The organism is Amycolatopsis anabasis, assembly GCF_009765355.1.
GTDB lineage: Bacteria > Actinomycetota > Actinomycetes > Mycobacteriales > Pseudonocardiaceae > Amycolatopsis > Amycolatopsis anabasis.
In genome coordinates, this window is sequence record NZ_VTHK01000096.1 from 1 (window position 1) to 22324 (window position 22324).

Genomic DNA, 22324 nt, shown 5'->3' on the forward strand with positions numbered 1-22324 from the left:
GCTGAGGTGTGGCGTAGCCATGGTGTGCGGCCTGCGGCGGTGGTGGGGCATTCGCAGGGTGAGATTGCTGCGGCGGTGGTGGCTGGTGGGTTGTCGTTGGAGGATGGGGCTCGGGTGGTGGCGTTGCGTAGCCAGGCTTTGACTGCCTTGTCTGGTGCGGGTGGGATGGTCTCGGTGGCCGGGCCGGTGGAGAAGGTGCGGGAGCGCATCGGCTCGTGGGGTGCGCGGGTTTCGGTGGCTGCGGTCAACGGTCCGGGTTCCGTGGTGGTCTCCGGTGAGCCTGGCGCCCTGGACGAGTTGATCGCCGCTTGTGCGGCTGAAGGGGTCCGGGCTCGGAAGGTGCCGGTGGACTACGCGTCGCACTCGGTGCAGGTGGAGCAGATCCAGGACGAGTTGCGCAAGGTCCTGGAGCCGATCTCTCCGGTGTCGGCGGAGGTTCCGTTCTATTCGACGTTGACCGGCGAACCGATCGACACCGCGACCCTGGACGCGAACTACTGGTATCGCAACCTGCGGCAGACGGTGGAGTTCGAGCAGGCGAACCGAGCGCTGCTGGCCGACGGATATCGGGTGTTCGTCGAGGTCAGTCCGCATCCGGTGCTCATCCCCGGCATCCAGGAAACCCTCGACCACACCCACATCACCACCGCCGCGGCCGTCGGTACCCTGCGCCGCGACGACGGTGGACTGGACCGGTTCATGACCTCCCTGGCCGAGGCCCACACCCACGGCGCGGCCATCGACTGGGACACCTTCTTCGCCGGTACCGGCGCCCGCAAAGTGGACCTGCCCACCTACCCCTTCCAGCGCCAGCGCTACTGGCTGAACGCCGTGGCCCCGCGTGGGGACACGCGCGATCTCGGCCTCATCGCGACCGACCACCCGGTACTGGGCGCGGCCGTCGGGCTGCCCGATTCGGACGGAACGCTGTTCACCGGACGACTGTCCCTGGAAACCCACCCTTGGCTGGCCGACCACGCCGTCCTGGACACGGTGCTGTTCCCGGGTACGGGATTCGTCGAACTCGCCCGCCAAGCCGGGGAACAGGTCGGCTGCGACGTGCTGGAGGAGCTGACCCTGGAGGCGCCGCTGGTGCTGCCGGAACAAGGGGGCGTCCAGGTCCAGGTGGTGGTCGGCAGTGCCGGCGAATCCCGGAAGCGGCCGCTGACCGTCTACACGCGACCGGATGACCGCACACCCGAGGACGCGCTGACCAAGCCGTGGACCCGGCACGTCACCGCAGTCCTCACCCACGGCGCCCCCGAGCCAGCATTCGACCTGGCAGCATGGCCACCGGCGGGAGCCGAGGTGGTGCCGGTCGAGGAGGTGTACGACCGGTTGCGCGACTTCGGGCTCGACTACGGGCCGGTGTTCCAGGGGCTCGCCGGTGTCTGGCGGCGTGACGGCGACGTCTTCACCGAGGTGAGGTTGCCCGAGGGGTCGGGTTCCGGGGCGTTCGGGGTGCACCCGGCGCTGCTGGACGCGGCATTGCACGGGATCGCGGCCGGTGACTTCGTCGGCGATTCGGCCGGCCCCGCGCAGGCCCGGTTGCCGTTCGCCTGGTCCGGGGTGTCGCTGCGGTCCGGTGGCGCTTCGGTGTTGCGGGCCCGGCTGTCGCCGAACGGTTCCGGCGGCGTGTCGGTGGAACTCGCCGATGGCGCGGGTGCGCCGGTCGGGGTGGTCGGGTCGTTGGTGACGCGCCCGGTGTCGGCGGAGCAGTTGCGGGCCGCGCGGCAGGTCGAAGACGACGCGTTGTTCCGGGTGGCCTGGGTCGAATCCTCGGTGGCTGACGCGGACGCCGGATTCGCACGGTGGGCCGTGGTCGGCGACGCCGCCGGACTGCTCCGGCCGCTGTCCGAATTGGACGATGTGGAGGTCACCCGGTGCCGTGATCTGGCATCGCTCGCCGAAGGCATGGACGTGCCGGAGGCGGCGCTGGTCGGGATCGCCCCCACCGACCTGCTCAGCGGTGAGTTGGTCGATGCGACCCACGCCGCTGCCGCGGACGTGCTGAACCTGGTGCGGTCATGGATTGCGGACGCGCGGTTCGACGGCATGCGGCTGGTGGTGGTGACGCAGGGCGCGGTTGCCGCGAGGGCAGGTGAGGGGGTCGGCGATCTGGCGGGTGCCGCGGTGTGGGGTTTGGTGCGGTCGGCGCAGTCGGAGCATCCGGGCCGGTTCGTGCTGGTGGATGTCGACGGGAGTGCGGCTTCGTTCGAGAAGTTGCCTGCCGCCTTGGCACTGGACGAACCGCAGCTGACGGTACGGGACGGCGCGGTGCGCGTGCCCCGGCTGGAACGCGTTCCGGCCGCGCCCGATCGCGTGCTCGGTCAAGGTGGTATCCCGGGCTTCGCTCCGGAGGGCACGGTGCTGGTCACCGGTGGTACCGGCACCTTGGGTGGGCTGGTGGCCAGGCATCTGGTTGCCGTGCACGGTGTGCGCCGGTTGGTGCTGGCCAGTCGGCGGGGGAGTGCGGCGCCTGGTGCGGCGGAGCTGACCGCCGAACTGTCCGAGCTGGGTGCCGAGGTCACGGTGGTTGCCTGTGATGCGGCCGATCGGGCGGAGCTGGCGGGTTCGCTGGCGGGGATTCCGGCGGAGCATCCGCTGACCGGTGTGGTGCACACCGCGGGCGTGCTGGACGACGGGGTGATCGAGTCGTTGACCCCGGAGCGGCTGGATGCGGTGTTGCGGCCGAAGGTGGACGCGGCGGTGAACCTGCACGAGTTGACTCGTGCTCACGACGTGAGCGTGTTCGCGTTGTTCTCGTCGATGGCGGGTGTGCTGGGCGGCCCGGGCCAGGGCAACTACGCGGCGGCGAACGCCTTCCTGGACGCACTCGCACAACGTCGCCGGGCGCAGGGGCATCCGGCGGTGTCGTTGGCGTGGGGGCTGTGGGAACAGTCGAGCGAGCTGACCGGTGAGGTCGATCTCGATCGGATGACCGCGCAGGGCATCCACCCGCTCACCACCGAGGAAGCGCTGGCGCTGTTCGACGCCGGGCTGGCCGGTGACCGCGCGTTGCTGGTCCCGGCCAGGCTGGACACCACGGCACTGCAGGCGGCCGCGAAGGCCGGAGCGGTACCCGCCCTGCTCCGCGGTTTGCTCCGCAAACCGGCCAAGCGCACCGCGGAACCGACCGCCGCCGACGGCGCGGAATCTTTGGTGCCCCGGCTGGCCGGACTGTCCAGGGAAGAGCAGCATCGCGTGCTGCTGGAAGTGGTGCGCACGCACACCGCCGCGGTGCTGGGGCACAGCGGGCTGGAGGCGGTCGAACCGGGTCGCGCGTTCACCGAGCTGGGGCTGGATTCGCTGACCGCGGTCGAACTGCGGAACCGGCTCAACTGGGCCACCGAGGTCTCCCTGCCGGCGAGCCTGATCTTCAACCATCCCACGCCCATCGCGCTGGCGCAGCATCTGCAGACGCAGGTGGGCGCGGCGGAGAGTGCGCTGGACGGCGCACCGGCCGGGCCGGGGAACAGCGCTGGCTCGTCGGATGTGATCGCCTCGCTGTACCGGAGAGCCAACGAAGCCGGCCGGTACGACGAGGGTTTCGACCTGCTCCGGGCGGCCGCGCGGCTGCGTCCGGTGTTCCACGCCGGGGCCGCGGACGCGGAACAGCCGAGACTGGTGCGGCTGTCCGGGGAGGACACCCGGGCGAGCGTTGTCTGCTTCACCTCGCCGATGGCCGAGCAGAGCCCGTACCAGTACACCCGGTTCGCCGCCGCGTTCCGGTCGCTGCGCAACGTTTCCGTACTGCTTTCGCCCGGTTTCGTCGCGGAGGAGCGGTTGCCGGCGACCCTCGACGACGTGATCGAGGTACAGGCGGACACCGTGCTGCGGTCCGCGGCGGGCGCGCCGATCGTGCTCGTCGGGCATTCCTCGGGAGGCTGGTTCGCCCAGGCCGTCGCGAGCCGCCTGGAAACCATCGGCATCCCGGCGGCGGCGGTCGTGCTGATCGACACCATCCTGCCCCGGCACGAAGTGGTTCCGTCGATCCGATCGATGTGGGCGGACAACCAGCTCGAGCGAGAACAGCAAGCCGGACAATACGACCACGTGCAATTGACCTCGATGGCCGCATACACCGATCTCTTCCTGGAGTGGCAGCCGGAAAAGATCTCCGCGCCCACCCTCTTCGTCCGCGCCCTGACCCCGCCGGTTTCCGGTGGAATGGACGTGAACGCCGAAGAACTGCGCACCTCATGGGAACTCGAGCACACCGCCGTCGACGCGCCCGGTGACCACTGGTCCATGATGGAAGAATTCGCCGGATCCACCGCGCGGACGGTGGAGGATTGGTTGTGCCAGATTGTTCTGTCGAACAGCGACGAGTATGCGCACGATTTGACGTAGGATTCGGAACAGACGTTGGAAGGAGTCCTGTAATGCCCACTGCCACTGAATACGGAAATACGCCGCAACGGCACTTCTGGATGCGTGGCGAGAATCCGAAGGAGCGGGTCGTCTTCGACGAGACGACGGGTATCTGGAACATCTACGGGTACGAAGAGTCGCTCCAGGTGATGGCCGACACGACGACCTTCTCCTCCGTGACATCACGTCTGGTGCCCGAGCTGAAGGAGTTCACCGAGGGCGGGCTCACGACGCTCGACCCGCCACGGCACACCAAGTTGCGGAAGATCGTCACCAAGGCCTTCACGCCTCGCGTGGTCAGCGAAATGGAATCGACCATCGAGCGGCTCGCCGCGGAGTTGCTGGACAAGGTGGACGGCGACCGCATGGACCTCGTCGCCGACTTCGCCTACCCGTTGCCGGTAATCGTGATCGCCGATCTGCTCGGCATTCCGGCCAGCGAGCGCGAGGTCTTCCGCGAGTGGGTCGACGCGATGCTCAGCGGCACCATGGACATGTCGCTGAACGATGAGAGCGAAGAGTACAAGAACGAGTTCGCCAGGGCGATCGAGAACATCCAGAAGCTCAACGCCTTCATCGGTGAGCACGCCGAGTCGCGCCGGACCGAGCCGCGCCCGGATCTGCTGACCAAGCTCGTCGAAGCCGAAGTGGACGGTGAGCGGCTGAACAACCAGGAGGTGGTGAACTTCGCGGCGTTGTTCCTGCTCGCCGGGCACATCACCACGTCCATGTTGCTGGGCAACATGATCCTGTGCCTCGACGAGCATCCGGAACAGCAGAAGGAGGTGCGGGAGGACCGTGCCCTCGTGCCTTCGGCGATCGAGGAGGCGCTGCGGATGTACAGCCCGTTCGCGGCGATCTCCCGGGTCACCCAGACCGACGCCGAAGTGAGCGGGACGAAGATCCCGGCGGACCAGTTGATCTCGATCACGCTCGGGGCGGCCAACCGGGACGAACGCCAGTTCGCCGACCCACACACCTACGACATCCGGCGCGATCCGAATCCGCATCTCGCGTTCGGCCGGGGCATCCACTTCTGCCTCGGCGCGCCGCTCGCCAGGCTGGAAGGACGCATCGCGATGAACATGCTGCTCGACCGGTTCCCGCATCTCCGCTGCGATCCGGCGGAGCCGCCCGAATTCCTGACCATCCCGAACCTGACCGGGCCGCAGAAGCTGCCGCTGCTGCTCACCCCGGAAGGTTGAAACCGGCGAGTGCCAGTGGGGACCGGAAACTCCCGGTCACCACTGGCACTCCGGGAATTATCCGGCGACGCCGGTGGCCGCGATGACGGCGACCCACTCCTTCTTGCACAGGCCGCTCAACTCGTCATCCTCCGGGGTGGGGAAGGTTGATTTGTCAATCGGTTCACCGCGCAGGTGCACATCCAGGTATTTCAACGCCACTTCCCAGGCCGCGCCGATTTCGGGTGCGATCGCGGACCACGCCGCGGTGTCGAAAACCATCGCGTGCTCGAACTGGAGCACCGTTTCGTCGCCGGAGCCGCCGGTGAGCCGCAGTTCCGCTTCGCCGGGACCGCCCTGGAAGGCCATCGTCACGGACAACAGATCGGGTGCCTCGCACCGCAGGATCTCGCCTTCCGCATAGCTTTCCAGCTGGTACTTCCCGCCGACGCGCAGGTCACCGGTCACCGGGAGAAACCACAGGTTGATCTGCTCCCGAGTGGTGCACGCTTTCCAGACCGTCTCGATCGGCGCGGGAAAGTTCCGTCGAATTCGGACACTGCACCCGGCGCTCCCAGCGATGTTCCGGGTGCCGATTTCCCGCGTGACGGTGTCCAGCCAGCTCGCTGTTTCAGTCATCTGTCTTCGATGTCCTTCCCCGCGCTTCGCCCCAGTCATACCGGGGGGATTTTAGCAAGTTCGATCTGTTTCAGCTAACTTGAACGGTGCTACTGTGTCCAACAAGAATTCGGACTCCTGGGGGCTCCTATGACCAATCCGCAAGAGGCAGAGTCGGTCTTGTGGGATGTCGTTGTCATCGGAACGGGCATGGGCGGGGGGACGATCGGCTACGAACTCGCCCGCCTCGGCCGGCGTGTTCTTTATCTGGAGAGGGGACATTCCACCATTTCCCCGGGGCAGGGAATCGCCGGGGGCTACCCCGAAGAGACGTTCGATATCGCCGAGCTGACGGACGCCGAGCACACCGACCGCCTCGCCCGCGCCGGGCGTAACACCGAGTGGTATGTGGATACCACGCGCAAGGGCAAGGCGAAACCGTTCCGGCCTTTCGTCGGTTCCGGCACCGGTGGTTCTTCCGCCCTTTACGGAATGGTCACCGAGCGGTTCTTCCGCGAGGACTTCCAGCCGCGCGGCAACTTCGCCGACGTGGGCGACTCCAGCGTGCCGGAGTCTTGGCCGATCAAGTACGACGAATTGGTTCCCTGGTACCGGAAGGCCGAGCAGCTCTACCGGGTGCGGGGGACCGCCGATCCGCTCCGCGCCGGCGACGACACCGATTCGTTGCTCCCGCCTCGCCCCATGACGGCCGCCAACGCCGAGGTCGCGGAGTTCCTCACCGAGCGCGGCATGCACCCCTACAATCTGCACGTCGCGTGCGAGTACAAGGACGAGTGTCAGGCCTGCCAGGCGTTTCTCTGCGCCGCGGACTGCAAGAACCACGCCGGGAACATCTGCGTCCGGCCCGCCGTGCGCGACCACGGCACCGTCCTGCTCGACCAAACCACCGTGGTGCGGCTGGAGGCGACCAGGACCGAGGTGACCAGCGTGGTCGCCCGGCGAAACGGCGAAACGCTGCACTTCCGGGGAAAGGTGGTCGTTCTGGCGGCCAGCGCGCTCAAGACACCCGTCCTCTTGCTCAACTCCAGTTCCGAACATTGGCCGAACGGCCTGGCCAACGACAACGATCTGGTCGGCCGCAACCTGATGCGCCACTTCGTCGACCTGTACCTCTTCCGCGTTCGCGCGGAGCCGGTGGCCGGTCAGATCAAGGAGATCGGGGTCAACGACTTCTACCTCGACGACGGCCAGAAGTTCGGCGCGCTGCAGTCCCTGGGCCGGGTGTTTCCGTATGACGCGTTCGTGAACCTCAACCGCCAGACGCGGAAACTCTTCGGCTCCTTCCGCTGGCTCGCCGACCGGCACTGGCAGAGTTCACTGCAGGACCGCGTCATCGTCATGGCTTCGATCACCGAGGACCTGCCCTACCACCGCAACCGCATCCTCCCCGGCTCCGGCGGCCTCGAGGGTCCGGGCCCGCTGCTCGAGCTGCAGTACCGGCCGGGCGAGGCGGATCTGAAGCGGCACCGGAAGTTCATGCGAACGATCAAGGCGTCACTGGGAAAGTACCCCGGTTCGCGGGTCTTCCCGATGCACCTTTCGGGGGCCAGGTCCAACAGCGCCCTCGGTCACCAATGCGGAACCTGCCGCTTCGGTGACGATCCCAAGACCAGCGTGCTCGACCCGGACAACCGGGCCTGGGGTCTGGACAACCTCTACGTGGTCGACACCTCGATGCTTCCGTCGAGTTCCGGTATGAATCCCAGCCTGACCATAGCCGCCAACGCACTCCGGGTCGCGCAGGTGATTCACGGCTCGTTGTAGCCGATGGTCCGGGCGGGTGAACGAATGAAGAGGAGACGATCGTGAGTGATCGGGTACGGATCGGTGTGCTGGGGGCGGCCCGGATCGTCAAGCAAGCGCTGACGGACCCGGCCCGGAACGTGCCGGAGGTCGAGGTGGCGGCGATCGCGGCCCGGGATGTCGGCAGGGCGCGCGAGCACGCGGAGAAGCTCGGCATCCCGAAGGTGCACGAGAGCTACCAGGCGCTGCTGGCGGACCCGGAGATCGACGCCGTCTACGTCCCGCTGCCCAACGCCCTGCACGCGGTGTGGAGCACCCGGGCGATGGAGGCCGGCAAGCACGTCCTCTGCGAGAAGCCGATCACCAGTAACGAGGACGAAGCCCGGCAGCTCGCGGAGGTCGCCAGCAAGACGGGACGCGTCCTCTGCGAGGCGATGCACCCGCTCTACCACGGGCTGTTCGACCGGATCAACGCGATTCTCGCGGACGGCGCGATCGGGGAGATCCGGCACGTCGAGGCGGAGTTGTGCTTTCCGGTCCCCAACAGCAAGGACATCCGCTGGCAGTACGAACTCGGCGGGGGCGCCGTCATGGATCTGGGCGTGTACGCGGTATCGGTGCTGCGGGTGCTCGCCGGTATGGAACCGCTGGAGGTGACCCGGGCCAGGGCGAAGACCCGGGTGCCCAATGTGGACCGTTGGGTGGACGCCCGCCTGCGCTTTCCCAACGACGCGACGGGGCGGATCCGGGCCGTGATGTGGGGCTGGCCGGTGCTCGCGTTCAAGGGACGCGTCCGGGGGTCCGCGGGGAGGTTGACGGTGCACAACCCGATCGCGCCGCAGGCCTTTCACAAGATCGTCCTCGAGGCGGGCGGGGAGAAGACCACCGAGCGGGTGGCGAAGCAGCCGGACACCTACACATGTGAACTCAACGCGTTCGCCGGTGCGGTGCTGCGCGGTGAACCCCTGCGGACCGGACCCGAGCACTTCCTCGCCACCATGCGCGTGGTGGACGCGATCTACCGCCGGGCCGGTCTGCCACTCCGCGGGACACCCCTGCCCGCCCACCCCAACTAGCGCGCCCGCCGCCCGCGGTGGCCTGCGTCACGGCTGCGGTCGCTCGCTGCGGTGCGCTGAGGGTGGGGTCCGGACGCGGCCGGAGTGGACCGAACGGCGCAGCGCCGCTACCCCGGATCGGGTGCGGTCACCCGGCCGCTGGCAGGAACCACCACACGTATGCAGGTTTTCGGTCGCCTCGGGTTTCAGGTACCGTCACCAGCTGAGTAGCAACAACGCCTAGCTGGGGGGCGGCTCTTGCGGAATTCTCACCTGCGCTTCGGCGTCCTCGGGACGCTCGAGGCGCGCGCGGGTGATCAGGTGGTGCCGGTCAGTTCGGCGAGGCACCGGGCGGTGCTGGCGTCCCTGCTGTTGCACGCGAACCGCGAGGTTCCACTCCAGACCCTCGTCCGGCACGCGTGGGGTGAACGGCCGCCCGACGGCGTGGTTCCGGCGTTGCGGGTCTACGTCATGCGGCTGCGGCGCTCGCTCGGCGAGCCGGGGCTGATCCGGACCACCTCGAGCGGGTACCTGATCGAAGTGGACAACGACGAGCTGGACCTGCTGCGCTTCCGGGGACTGGCCGAACGCGCCAAGGCGGCGCGCACGGCCGGTGAACTCGACCGCGCGGCGGAGCTGCTGGACCGCGCGCTCGCCGAATGGCGCGGCCCGGCGTTGGCGAACGTGCCGTCGGAGTCGCTGCACCAGGTCGAGGTGCCGCTCCTGCTCGAGGACCGCCTGCGCGCCGCCGCCGAGCGCGTCGACGTGAACCTGCAGCGCAACCGGCACCACGAAGTCATCGGGGAACTCCGCCGCCTCACCAAGGAATACCCGCTGCGCGAGCAGTTCTGGGCGCAGCTCATGCTCGCCCTGTACCGGTCGAACCGGCGGGACGACGCGCTCGCCGCGTACCGCGAGGTGTGCCGACGGCTGGCCGATGAGGTGGGGATCGATCCCGGCATCGAGCTGAGGTCGGTCTACCGCGCGATCGTCGGCGACGGCCCGCGCCTCGCCGACCCCGCGCCCCCGGCCGTCCCCTGCCAGCTTCCCCCGGTGGTGGCCTCCTTCGCCGGCCGGGAAGCCGAGGCCAGGCGGATCCGCGAACTGCTCGAGCCGGCCCCGGACCGGATCTCGGTCCCGATCGTCACCGTGTGCGGGCCCCCGGGCGTCGGCAAGACCGCGCTCGCCACCCGGGTCGCGCACGAGTTGCGCGCGGGGTATCCCGACGGCCAGCTGGCGGTGGACCTGCGGGGCCACGCCGCCAAGCCGCCGCTGAGCACGACCGCCGTGCTGACGGGTTTCCTCCGCACCCTCGGCGTTCCGGCCGGGGAGATCCCGGAAGACCAGGATGAGCTCGTCGCCGCGTACCGCGCGGCGCTGGCCGGGCGCCGGTTGCTGGTCATGCTGGACAACGCGGCCGACACCGCGCAGGTTCGCCCGTTGCTGCCCGGCGGTCCCGGTTGCGCGGTCGTGGTCACGAGCCGGGACGAACTGCGCGGGCTCACCGTGCTGAACGGCGCCTGCCCGGTCCGCCTCGACGTTCTTCCGCCCGGGGAAGCGGCCGGTTTGCTGAGCGCCGCGCTCGGCGACGACCCGGCGTTCCCGCCGGAGAGCATCGGCGAACTGGCCGACCTCTGCGGCCGCCTCCCGCTGGCGTTGCGGATCGCGGCGGGCAACCTGGTCGGCAAGTCGCGGTCGGACCTCGAGGCGTACGCGGCGGAGCTGCGCACCGGCAACCGCGTCCGCGTGCTGTCGTCCGGTGACGACGACGCGGCCACCGTGCAGACCGCGTTCGACCACTCCTACCGGTCCCTGAGCCCCGCGGCCAAGCGGGTGTTCCGCCTGCTCGGCCTGCTGCCCGCGGTGGATTTCGGCGTGGCCGCGGTCGCCGCGACCACGGACTGGACACCGCTGCGCGCCGGCCGCGCGCTGGAACAGCTCGCCGGCGCCAGCCTCGTGCAGCGCCGGCAGCATGATCGGTACCGCGTGCGGGGGCTGCTCGCGGACTACGCGGCGCTGCTGCCGGAGCCCGGCGGGGAGGATTCGTCCCGGGACCAGCAGCGGCTCTTCGAGTGGTACTTCCGCGCCGCGGACCGGGCGATCGGGCTCCTGCATCCGGACATTCCGCGAGCCGTGCCCGCCCACCCGATCTCCGATGAGACGCCGGTGCCCGAGATCGCCGACCACGTGGCGGCCCGCGCCTGGCTGGAAACCGAACGGGCGACCCTCGTCGCGGTGGCCCTGCGGTGGGCCGGGTGCACCTCGCGGGAGGCCAGGTTCTGGCAGTTCACCGAACGGCTGTGCGTCTACCTGGGCATGAACCAGTGCCGGGTGGAACTGGAGGCGGTGAGCGAAGCCGCTCGGACCGCGGCCCGGGAGGCGACGGACGGCGACGGCGAAGTGGTCGCCGCGTATGCGGTCGGCTGGATGCAGTGGAACCAGGGCGACCGCCACGGTGGGCTCGTGCACCTGAACCACGCGCTGCGCAACGGGGCGACCGGCGAGCAGTTGTCCCGCCGCGGGACACGCCGCGCGGAGCCCGCCGCCGTGCCGTCGATGGGTACCTGCGGGCGCTGAGCCGGGTCCCTGCCGGGACATCGGAACACGGGAACTCTCCGGAAGAGTCGTTCTCCATGCGATGAATTCTCGTCGTCGGCTGTGAGCTGAGTCTCAGGGAATTGGGTTTATTTTAGGTGTGACATTTGTGGCAATGGTGTCCCCGGATGGGGCAATGTGCCGGTCGGGCTGGCCAGTTATCCAGAAGTAATCGTTGCCGCGTGCCGCCTCGTGACCCGGCAGAAATCGCCGCTGCGCTGCCAAGTTTCCCCATGTGCGGTACGCGTCCTTTCAAATCGCGGATAACGAGCTGTTAGTGGGCTGTAATTGGCTGCTGCTAGCTTCAACTGCGTACTCGCCGCATCGGTGCGCGACGCTTCTGGCAGGGTCGCCGGGGCGTCGGCAATGGCCGGTGAATACGAGTTGACAGGTGCTGTAGCCACACCGAATTCGCTGGGGGAGTGGTGACATGACCTTTCGAGGTGTGCGGATGATGCGCGCGGCCGAGATACCCGGACGTGTGCCCGCCGAAAGGCTGGGGAAGGAGGTGGAATCCCGTGCGTGACCACCCGAACTCTCCTTCTCCCGCCATGATTCGCGACGCCGGGCAGGATGATTTCGGCGACGCCGAGCGGCGGAGCGGCACGGTCCCGGTGCCGATCGACGAGTTGCTGCCCGCGGACTCGCCGCGACTTTCCGGAGAGGACAGCGCCCACACCCGTGCGCTCGCCGAGACCAACGCGATCCTGCCGCCGATCCTGGTGCACCGCCCGACGATGCGCGTGATCGACGGGATGCACCGCCTGTGGGCCGCGAAGCGGCGCAAGCTCGACAAGATCGAAGCCCAGTTCTTCGAAGGGACGCCGGAAGAGGCGTTCGTGCTCGCCGTCGAGTCGAACATCGGCCGTGGCCTGCCGCTTTCCCTGGCCGACCGGGAGGCCGCGGCCGCGAGGGTCATCGCGTCCTATCCGCAGTGGTCGGACCGCGCGATCGCGTCGCGGACCGGCCTCGCCGCGCGGACGGTGAGCGTGATCCGGATGAGTTCAACCGCGGGAAATGAACAGTTGAACGCCCGGGTCGGGCTGGACGGCCGGGTCCGCCCGCTGAACTGCGTCGCGGGCAGGCTGCGCGCCAGCGAGGTGATCGCGGCTCAGCCGGACGCCTCGCTGCGGACCGTCGCCCGGGAAGCCGGGATCTCGGTGGGTACCGCGCGGGACGTGCGCCAGCGGCTCAGCCGAGGGGAAAGCCCCATTCCGGCGGGCTTGCGGCCGGCCGGGACGACGAACATGCCCGCACCGGCGCAGCGGCCCGACCCGCCGGTGAAGAAGGTCGCCGACGGCGGCAACGAGGCCGATCTGCTGCTGCAGTGGCAGAAGCTGGCCAAGGATCCGTCCCTGCGGTTCACCGAAACCGGGCGGGCGCTGCTGCGGTGGCTCAGCTTCCAGGCGATCCTGCCGGACGAGCTCGACCGGTTGATGGACGCGGTCCCCGGGCATGGCATGGAGTCGGTGCGGCGGCTCGCGCTGCGCTGCGCGGGTACCTGGCAGCGGTTCGCCGATGAGCTGGAGGAGCGGGGCCGGGCCAGTGCCTAGCCGGTGCGGGTCCCCGGTGGAATTGGTTTCCGGCAAAGGAATTCAGCGGAGGTGTGATGGCGGTAGCGGCGGTCGTTTCGCCGGTGTTTCCCCTGCATAGCGGGAGGATGTCGGATTGCGCGATCGCCGCGTGACGGCTGGTTGACGCTCGAACTGAGGTTGGTTACGGTTCGGCAGGGGTAAACGAAGATCATCATCGCGTATGAATCAATCAGCGATCTCATTCGGACCGCCGATGAACGCCGGTTCGTGATTGGGCTCCGCTTGCGTCTCGGGTAACCAGCTCGTGAAATTCTCGTTTCGTTACGAGATTTATTTTCCTGGCAAGACACTTTCGGCTCTGGGGGTTTTGCACCGTGTGCTCGATGCTGCTATCCGATTCCACGAGCCGCATTACCGGAAACGTGCCGATCGCGGTGCTCGGAGTCGCCACGGGATCCGCCGACGCCGGAGCCGGTCCGGCGGACGAGCGGGAGCACCCCTTCCTCCCGCTCGCCCGGATGGCGTTCGAAGACGCCGGAATCGTGCCCGCCCGGCTGGGGCGCGGGGAACTCGGCGTGTTCACCGCGCCCCAGCCGATAGCCGCGGACGGCCTCGCCCCGGGTGCGGTCACCGGGTCCGCGGCCGCCGGTGCTGCCGGGCAGGACGCGGTGGCCACGGCCGTTGCCCGCCTGCGCTCGGGGGACATCCGGGTCGCCCTGGCCGGTGCGTGCGAACCGGAACCGGCGACCACGGGATTCATCCTGCTCAAGCGGCTGGCCGACGCCGAAGCCGAGGGCGACCTGGTCTACTGCCTGCTGGACCTCGAGCCGGGGGCGGCCGCACCGGACACGGCCTTCGACGCCCTCATCGACCTCGTCCGCGGCTTCGGCGGAGGCGGGCAGCGCGGACAGTCCGGCCCCGTCGACGCGGGCGGCACCGCGTCGGGGTCGCGCGTAGTCCTGTCCCCCGCCCCGGCGCCGCCGGAACGCGCATCCGTGCGGGACGGCCACCCGGTGGTGCCCTGGGTCCTTTCCGCCGGGGACACCGGCGCGCTCCAGGAGTTCGCGGGCGATCTGGCCACCCGGCTGGCCGGGCAACCCGATCTGGACCCGCTCGACGTCGGCTTCTCGCTGGCTACCACGCGCGCGCTGGACGAACACCGCGCGGTGCTCGTCGGCGCCACGCGCGAGGAGTTCGGCCGCGGCCTGGACGCCCTGGCCGCCGGCCCGGTCCCCGGCTCCGAGCCGCGACCGGACGGGCCCGGACCGGTCTTCGTCTTCCCCGGCCAGGGGGCGCAGTACCGTGCCATGGCGCTGGAGCTGTGGGACCGCGACACCACGTTCGCCGAGCGCATGGAAGCTTGCGCCGCGGCGCTCGAGCCCTATGTGGACTGGTCCCTGCGAGCCGTGATCGAAGGCGCGCCCGGGGCGCCCGAACTGGTCCGGCCCGACGTGGTGCAGCCCGCGCTGTTCGCGGTGATGGTGTCGCTGGCGCAGGTGTGGCGCGCCCACGGGGTCGAGCCGGCGGCGGTGGTGGGGCACAGCCTGGGCGAGGTCGCCGCCGCGCACGTGGCGGGCGGGCTCAGCCTGGACGACGCGACCCGGGTCGTGGCGCTGTGGAGCAAGGCGCAGGCCGAACTCGTGGGCCGCGGCGAGATGGCCTCGGTTTCGCTGCCCGAGTGGGAACTGCGGCCCCGGCTCGCGCGCTGGGGCGATCGGCTCGGCATCGCGGCGGTCAACGGCCCCAGCTGGGTGGTGGTCTCCGGCGACGCCGGCGCGGTGGACGAACTGCTGGCCGAGCTCACCGCCGACGGGGTCCGGGCCCGCACGATCGCGGTGGGTCTCGCGGCGCATTCCCACCACATCGACGACATCCACGCCCGGCTGCTCGAGGAGTTGGCGCCGATCCGGCCGCGCACCGGCGAACTCGCGTTCTACTCCACCTACACGGGCGAGCGGATGGACACCGCCGGCACCGGCGCCGCGCACTGGTGCCGGAACCTGCGGCACACCGTGCGCTTCGAGCAGACCATCCGGACCCTGCTCGGCCACGGGCACCGCGTGTTCGTGGAACTCAGCCCGCATCCGCTGCTGACCATGGGAGTGCAGGAGACGGCCGACGCCGCCGGTGCGGACGCGCTCGTACTGGACTCCCTGCACCGCGGCGAGGATCCGTCGCGGCGGCTGCTGTCCGCACTGGGCAAGGCGCTCGCCGCCGGGCTGCCGGTGGACTTCGCCCGGAGCTTCGCGGGGACCGGCGCGGCCCGGGTCCGGCTGCCCGCGCGCACGCGGTCGGCGGGGCGGCCCGCGGCCGAGGCCGCGGAACCGGAGTTCGTGCGCGCGCTGCTGGCCGAGCCCCCGGCGCGGCGCCGGGAAGTGGCGCTGCGGCTGGTGTCCGCGGAGATCGCCGCGACGCTGGGCGCCGAGGAGGGCGCCCCGGTGCCCGGCGACCAGCCGTTCCTGGAACTGGGCTTCGATTCGGTGCGCGCGGTGGAATTCTGCCGGCGGCTGCGCGCGGCCACCGGCGTGAAGCTGCCGACCACGCTGGTCTACGAGCAGCCGACCCCGGGTGCCGTGGCCGCGCTGCTGGTGGCCGAGGTCGCCGGGGACCGTCCGGCGGCGGAGGTGGTCCCGCGGCCCGGCGGCGAGGACACCGACGATCCGATCGCGATCGTCTCGATGAGCTGCCGGTTGCCCGGGGCGGTGGACACTCCGGACCGGTTGTGGCAGTTGCTGGCCGACGGCGGCGACGCGGTGGCGGAGTTCCCCCGCGACCGCGGCTGGGACCTGGACGGCCTGTACGACTCGGATCCCGGCCGCGCCGGTCGGACCTACGTGCGCGAAGGCGGCTTCCTCTACGAGGCGCCGATGTTCGACGCGGCTTTCTTCGGGATCTCCCCGCGCGAAGCGCTGGCGATGGATCCGCAGCAGCGGCTGCTCCTGGAGACCGGCTGGGAAGCGGTGGAACGCGCGGGGATCGAACCGGGCTCCCTGCGCGGCCGCCCGGTCGGGGTGTTCCTCGGGGTGATGACCCAGGACTACGGGCCGCGGATGCACGAGGCGAGCGCCGAGCTGGAGGGGTACGTGCTGACCGGGAACACCGGCAGCGTCGCCTCGGGCCGGTTGTCCTACACCTTCGGATTCTCCGGGCCCGCGGTCACCGTGGACACCGCCTGCTCGGCGTCCCTGGTCGCCTTGCACCTGGCCTGTCAGTCGCTGCGCCGGGGCGAGAGTTCGCTCGCGCTCGCCGGTGGCGCGACGGTGATGGCCGAAGCCGGGATCTTCGTGGATCTGTGCCGGTTGCAGGGGCTCGCGCCGGATGGCCGGGTGAAGGCGTTCGCGGACGGCGCGGACGGCACCGCCTTCGGCGAGGGCGTGGGCGTACTGGTGCTGGAGCGCCTGTCCGACGCGCGCCGGAACGGGCATCCGGTGCTGGCCCTGGTCCGGGGCACCGCGATCAACCAGGACGGCGCCTCGAACGGGCTGACCGCCCCGCACGGCGGCGCGCAGCGCCAGGTGATCCGGCAGGCGCTGGCCAGTGCCGGGCTCGGACCGTCCGATGTGGACGCCGTGGAGGCGCACGGTACCGGGACCCGCCTGGGCGACCCGATCGAGGCGGAGGCACTGCTGGCCACCTACGGGCAGGACCGTCCCGCGGACCGCCCGCTGTGGCTGGGCTCGCTGAAGTCGAACATCGCGCACACGCAGGCCGCGGCCGGGGTGGCCGGGGTGATGAAGATGGTGCTGGCGATGCGGCACGGCGTCCTGCCCCGGACCCTGCGCGCGGACGTGCCGACCACCCACGTGGACTGGTCGGCCGGTTCGGTGCGGTTGCTGACCGAAGCGGTCGAGTGGCCGGAAACCGGGCGGGCACGGCGGGCCGGGGTGTCGTCCTTCGGGATCAGCGGAACGAACGCGCACGTGATCCTCGAGCAGGCGCCGCCCGGCGCGGAGAACCCGGAGAACGCGGACGCGGAAACCGGAACCGAGGTCGTGCCCTGGGTGCTGTCCGGGCGGACGGAGGCCGCGCTGCGGGCGCAGGCCCAGCGCCTCGCGGAACACGTGCGCTCCGGGCCCGCGCAGTCCCCGGCCGCCGTGGGCCGGACCCTCGCCACGGCGCGATCGGCGTTCGAACAGCGCGCGGTGGTCGTGGGCGCGGACTCCGGAGAACTGCTGGCGGGGCTGGACGCCGTCGCGGCGGGGCAGTCGTCCACGGGTGCCGTGCGCGGTGCGGTCGGCGCGGCGGGCCGGACCGTGTTCGTGTTTTCCGGTGCGGGTGGGCAGTGGAAGGGCATGGGCGTGGGGTTGCTGGAGTCGTCTCCGGTTTTCGCGGAGAGCGTCGCGGCGTGCGCGGAGGCTTTCGCGCCGTATCTGGATTGGTCGTTGACCGATGTGTTGCGCGGTAAGCGCGGTGCGGCGCGGTTGTCGCGGGTGGATGTGGTGCAGCCCGCGTTGTTCACCGTGCTGGTGTCGTTGGCGGCGGTGTGGCGGTCGTATGGGGTGACGCCGTCGGCGGTGATCGGGCATTCGCAGGGTGAGATCGCCGCGGCGCACGTGGCGGGCGCGCTGTCCCTGGAAGACGCCGCGCGGATCGTGGCGTCGCGCAGCCGGGTGGTGGCTTCGCGGCTGTCCGGCCGCGGGGCGATGCTCTCGGTGTCCGCGCCCGCCGCCCAGGTGCGGGAGCGGCTCGCCGCCGGGGGCGGCAGGCTGTCCGTCGCGGCGGCGAACGGGCCCGCGAACATCACGGTGTCCGGTGACCCCGAGGCCATCGACGAGTTGGCCGCCGAACTGGCCGCCGAGGGTGTCCGGGCCGGGCGGATCCCGTCCGACTTCGCGTCCCATTCGGCCCAGGTGGACGAGATCCGCGACGAACTGCTGGCCGGAATGGCGGGCATCACCCCGCGGGCGTCGGAGGTGACCTTCTGTTCCACGGTCACCGGAACGGTGCTCGACACCGCCGAGCTGGACGCCGAGTACTGGTACCGCAACCTGCGCGAAGGCGTGAACTTCGACGCGGCGGTCCGGACCCTGCTGGACGGCGGCCACGGCGTGTTCGTGGAGCCGAGCCCGCATCCCATGCTCACCGTCCCGGTCGAGGAGATCGCCGACGACCACGGGGCCGAGGTCGTCGCCGTGGGCACCCTGCGGATGGGCGAAGGGGACCGGCGGCGGCTGCTGACCTCACTGGGTGAAGCGCACGTGCGCGGGGTGGCCGTCGACTGGACCGCCGCGTTGCCCGATGCCCGGCCGGTGGACCTGCCCACCTACCCGTTCCAGCGGCAGCGGTTCTGGCTGGAGAAATCGGCCGAGGACGCCGAGCCGCGGATGAGCGATCCGGCCGGTGCCCAGTTCTGGTCCGCGATCGCGGACCGCGACGCGGAGGTGGTGGCGAAGACCCTGCGGCTGGACACCGCGGACGAGCGAACCTCGCTGGACCGGCTGCTGCCGAAGCTGGCGACCTGGCACCGGCACCGCACCGAAATGTCCTTTGTGGACGGATGGCGGTACCGGACGGACTGGGTGCCGGTCACCCGCGCGGCCGGATCGGCGCCGGGCACGTGGCTACTGCTCGAACCCGAGGACGTGGAGACCGCGTGGCCGGCGGCCGCCGCGGCCGAACTCGAAGCGCGCGGCGGCAAGGTGGTGCGGTTCGTCCTCGGCGGTCCCGCCGATCCCGCGGTGCTGGCCCAACGGCTCACCGAACTGGCGGGCCACCCCTTCGACGGGGTGTTCTCGCTGCTCGCCCTGGACGAGCGCCCGTGCCCCGGCCATGCGGTCGTCCCGTCCGGCACGGCCGCGACCCTGACCCTGATCCAGGCCCTGGGCCGCGCCGGAATCACCGCCCCGCTGTGGTGCGCCACCGAAGGCGCGGTCAGCACCGGGGAAACCGACCCGCTCCGCAACCCGGAACAGGCGCTGGTGTGGGGGCTCGGTCCGGTCGTGGGCCAGGAACATCCGGAACGCTGGGGCGGGCTGGTCGATCTGCCACCGGTTCCCGGCGACCGGGAGCGGGAGGCCCTGGGTGCGGTGCTGACCGGAACGACCGGCGAGGACGAGTGCGCGGTCCGCGCGACCGGACCGCTGGCGCGGCGCCTTGTCCGCGCCCCCGCGACCACCGTGCGGAGCGGCTGGCGGCCGCGCGGCACCGCACTGGTCACCGGCGGCACCGGGGCGCTCGGCGCGCATGTCGCGCGCTGGCTCGCCCGGACCGGGATCGAGCACCTCGTACTGGTGAGTCGTAGCGGTGCGGCGGCCGAGGGCGCGGCCGAACTGGCGACCGAACTCGAAGGCCACGGGGCGCGGGTCACCTTCGCGGCCTGCGACGCGGCCGAGCGCACCGAACTGGAACGGGTGCTGGCCGGGATTCCGGCGGACGTCCCGCTGCGGATGGTCGTGCACACCGCGGCGGTCCTGGACGACGCCCTGGTCGACGCGCTGACGGTGGAGCAGGTGGCGCGCGTGCTGCGGGTCAAGGCCGAACCGGCACGCCTGCTGCACGAGCTGACCCGCGACCTCGACCTGGACGCCTTCGTGCTGTTCTCCTCGATCGCCGGGACGTTCGCGAGTTCCGGGCACGGCAACTACGCACCGGGGAACGCCTTCCTCGACGCCCTCGCGCAGCACCGCCGAGCCGACGGGCTCCCGGCGACCTCGATCGGTTGGGGGCACTGGTCCGGTGGCGGCATCGGGGACGAGGCCGTGGAGAACCGGTTGCACCGGCGCGGGATGAACTCGATGGACCCCGCACGCGCGGTCACCGCGCTCGGCGCGGTCCTGGACCAGGAGGACGCCTTCGTCGTGGTCGCGGACGTGGACTGGCCCCGGTTCGCCGGTTCGCGCACCGGGCAGCGGCTGGGCTCCCTGCTCAGCGCCCTGCCGGAGATCCGGCGGGCAGTGGACGACGATCGCGCGGAGACCGCCGGAACCGGTGCCGCGCGCCTGCGCGACCGGCTGCCCGGCCTGCCCGCGGCCGAGCGGGAACGCGAACTGCTGCGCCTGGTCCGCACCGAGGCCGCGAGCGTGCTCGGCTATGCGCGGCCGGAGGAAGTGGGCGCCGCCAAGGCGTTCCGCGATCTGGGTTTCGATTCGCTGGCCGCCGTCGAACTGCGGAACCGGCTCGGCCGCGAACTGGGCTGCCGCCTCCCGGCGACCGTGGTGTTCGACCACCCGAACCCGAGCGCGCTCGCCCAGCGGCTGGGCGCCGAGGTGATCGGCGAACCGGCGGGAGTGCGGTCGGTGCTGGAAGCCGTCGACCGCCTGGAGTCCGCATGGGACGCCGGCGAGCTGGACGACGACGACCGTTCCCTGGTGCGGGCGCGGCTGCGGGAACTGCTGGCCCGCGACCCCGCCCCGGTGACCGATCGGCTGGACGAGGCCACCGACGACGAGCTGTTCGAACTCGTCGACAACGACCTGGGCGTCGGTTGAGGCGGCAGATGGCGGCGAATTCCTCAGCACCAAGGGAGCAGCGTTCCGGTGGCGAATGAAGAGAAGCTCCGCGACTACCTCAAGCGCGTGATCGCCGATCTGCAGCAGACGCGCGAGCGGTTGCACGCGGTCGAGTCGGCCGACCGGGAGCCGGTGGCGATCGTGTCGATGGCCTGCCGGTTCCCGGGTGAGGTGGACACGCCCGAGCAGCTGTGGGAACTGGTGCACGAGGGGCGGGACGCGATCTCCGCACTGCCGGACGACCGCGGCTGGGACCTCGCGGGCTTGTACGACCCGGACCCGGACCGGTCCGGCCGCTCCTACGCGCGTGCGGGCGGTTTCCTGTCCGGCGCGGCGGAGTTCGACGCCGACTTCTTCGGGATCTCACCGCGCGAAGCGCTGGCGATGGACCCCCAGCACCGGCTGCTGCTGGAAACCGCCTGGGAGGCGATCGAACGCGCGGCGGTCGACCCGGTGGCGCTGCGCGGCAGCCGGACGGGCGTGTTCGCCGGGACCAACGGCCAGGACTACGCCACCATGTTCGGCGCGCCGGACAGCGTCGCCGGGCACCTGGCGACGGGGGTGACCGGGAGCGTGCTGTCCGGCCGGGTGGCCTACGCCCTCGGCCTGGAAGGGCCCGCGGTCACCGTGGACACGGCGTGCTCGGCTTCGCTGGTGGCCCTGCACCTGGCGTGCCAGGCACTGCGGGCGGGGGAGTGCGACCTCGCGCTGGCCGGTGGCGTGACGGTCATGTCGACCCCCGGCATCTTCGTGGAGTTCTCCCGGCAGCGCGGGCTCGCGGTCGACGGGCGGTGCAAGTCGTTCGCCGCGGCCGCGGACGGCACCGCGCTCGGTGAAGGCGCCGGAGTGCTCCTGGTCGAGCGCCTGTCCGACGCCCTCCGGAACGGTCATCCGGTGCTGGCGGTGGTTCGGGGCAGCGCGGTGAACCAGGACGGTGCGTCGAACGGGTTGACCGCGCCGAACGGACCCTCGCAGCAGCGGGTGATCCGGGCCGCGCTGGCGAGTGCCGGTCTGACACCGTCCGATGTGGACGCCGTGGAGGCGCACGGCACCGGGACCCGGCTCGGGGACCCGATCGAGGCGCAGGCGCTGCTGGCGACCTACGGTCAGGATCGGGCGAATCCGTTGTGGCTGGGGTCGATCAAGTCGAACATCGGGCATGCGCAGGCCGCCGCCGGGGCCGCCGGGGTGATCAAGATGGTGCTGGCCATGCGGCACGGGATCCTGCCCCGGACCCTGCACGTGGACGAACCCAGCCCGGAGGTCGACTGGTCGGCCGGTGCGGTGGAGTTGCTGACCGAAGCGCGGCCCTGGCCCGAGACGGACCGCGCGCGGCGCGCCGGGGTGTCCTCGTTCGGGATCAGCGGAACGAACGCGCACGTCGTGCTCGAGCAGGCGCCCCCGGCCGAACCGGTGGAAGACACGCGGGTCCGGCCACCGGCCGTGCACCTGTGGCCGCTTTCCGCGCGCGAGGAATCCGCGCTGCGCGCGCAGGCCGATCGGTTGCGGTCGGTCGTGGACGGTCGGGACGCGGCGGACGTGGGCTTCTCACTGGCCACGACCCGGACGGCCTTCGAACATCGCGCGGTCGTCGCCGGTTCGGACCGGAATGAGCTGCTGGCCGGGCTTGCGGCGCTGGCCCGTGGTGAGGCGCATCCGGGCGTGGTGACCGGAACGGCCGATGAAGGCGGCCTGGGTTTGCTGTTCTCGGGTCAGGGTTCGCAGCGGTTGGGTATGGGTCGTGGGTTGTA

The 22324-nt window shown here is 70.9% G+C and carries 9 protein-coding genes; 8 read left to right on the top strand and 1 reads right to left on the bottom strand.

Annotation, left to right across the window (positions count from 1 at the left end):
- Both FXO23_RS48435 and FXO23_RS48440 read left to right on the top strand, forming a co-directional pair.
- Positions 1-4353: SDR family NAD(P)-dependent oxidoreductase (locus FXO23_RS48435; protein WP_158895617.1), on the top strand; the 4353-nt coding region annotated here is incomplete at its 5' end.
- Positions 4354-4385: 32 nt separating this feature from the next.
- Positions 4386-5579: a cytochrome P450 gene (locus tag FXO23_RS48440; RefSeq protein WP_158895619.1), complete on the top strand. Its 1194-nt coding sequence runs from the start codon at positions 4386-4388 to the stop codon at positions 5577-5579.
- Positions 5580-5636: 57 nt separating this feature from the next.
- Here the strand turns inward: FXO23_RS48440 and FXO23_RS48445 are convergent, their stop codons facing one another.
- A complete protein-coding gene (locus FXO23_RS48445) occupies positions 5637-6197 on the bottom strand; it encodes an SRPBCC family protein (protein ID WP_158895621.1) in 561 nt (186 codons plus the stop codon).
- A gap of 189 nt (positions 6198-6386) precedes the next feature.
- Here FXO23_RS48445 and FXO23_RS48450 point away from each other — a divergent pair, with 189 nt between their 5' ends.
- From FXO23_RS48450 to FXO23_RS48475, 6 genes are all read left to right on the top strand, one after another.
- Positions 6387-7961, top strand: a complete 1575-nt coding sequence (locus FXO23_RS48450; RefSeq protein WP_158895623.1) for a GMC oxidoreductase — start codon at positions 6387-6389, stop codon at positions 7959-7961.
- 41 nt (positions 7962-8002) lie between these two features.
- The gene (locus tag FXO23_RS48455; protein WP_158895625.1) at positions 8003-9016 is read left to right on the top strand and encodes a Gfo/Idh/MocA family protein; all 1014 of its coding nucleotides are present in this window, start codon (positions 8003-8005) and stop codon (positions 9014-9016) included.
- Positions 9017-9253: 237 nt separating this feature from the next.
- Entirely contained in the window at positions 9254-11572 is a 2319-nt protein-coding gene (locus FXO23_RS48460; protein ID WP_158895627.1) for an AfsR/SARP family transcriptional regulator, read from the top strand.
- Between the two features lie 569 nt (positions 11573-12141).
- Complete coding sequence (locus FXO23_RS48465; protein WP_158895629.1) at positions 12142-13143, top strand: ParB/RepB/Spo0J family partition protein; 1002 nt, start codon at positions 12142-12144, stop codon at positions 13141-13143.
- A 365-nt stretch (positions 13144-13508) separates the two neighbouring features.
- Complete coding sequence (locus FXO23_RS48470; RefSeq protein WP_158895631.1) at positions 13509-20552, top strand: type I polyketide synthase; 7044 nt, start codon at positions 13509-13511, stop codon at positions 20550-20552.
- A gap of 48 nt (positions 20553-20600) precedes the next feature.
- Positions 20601-22324 (top strand): type I polyketide synthase (locus FXO23_RS48475; RefSeq protein WP_179957083.1); only part of this gene is annotated, 1724 nt, incomplete at its 3' end.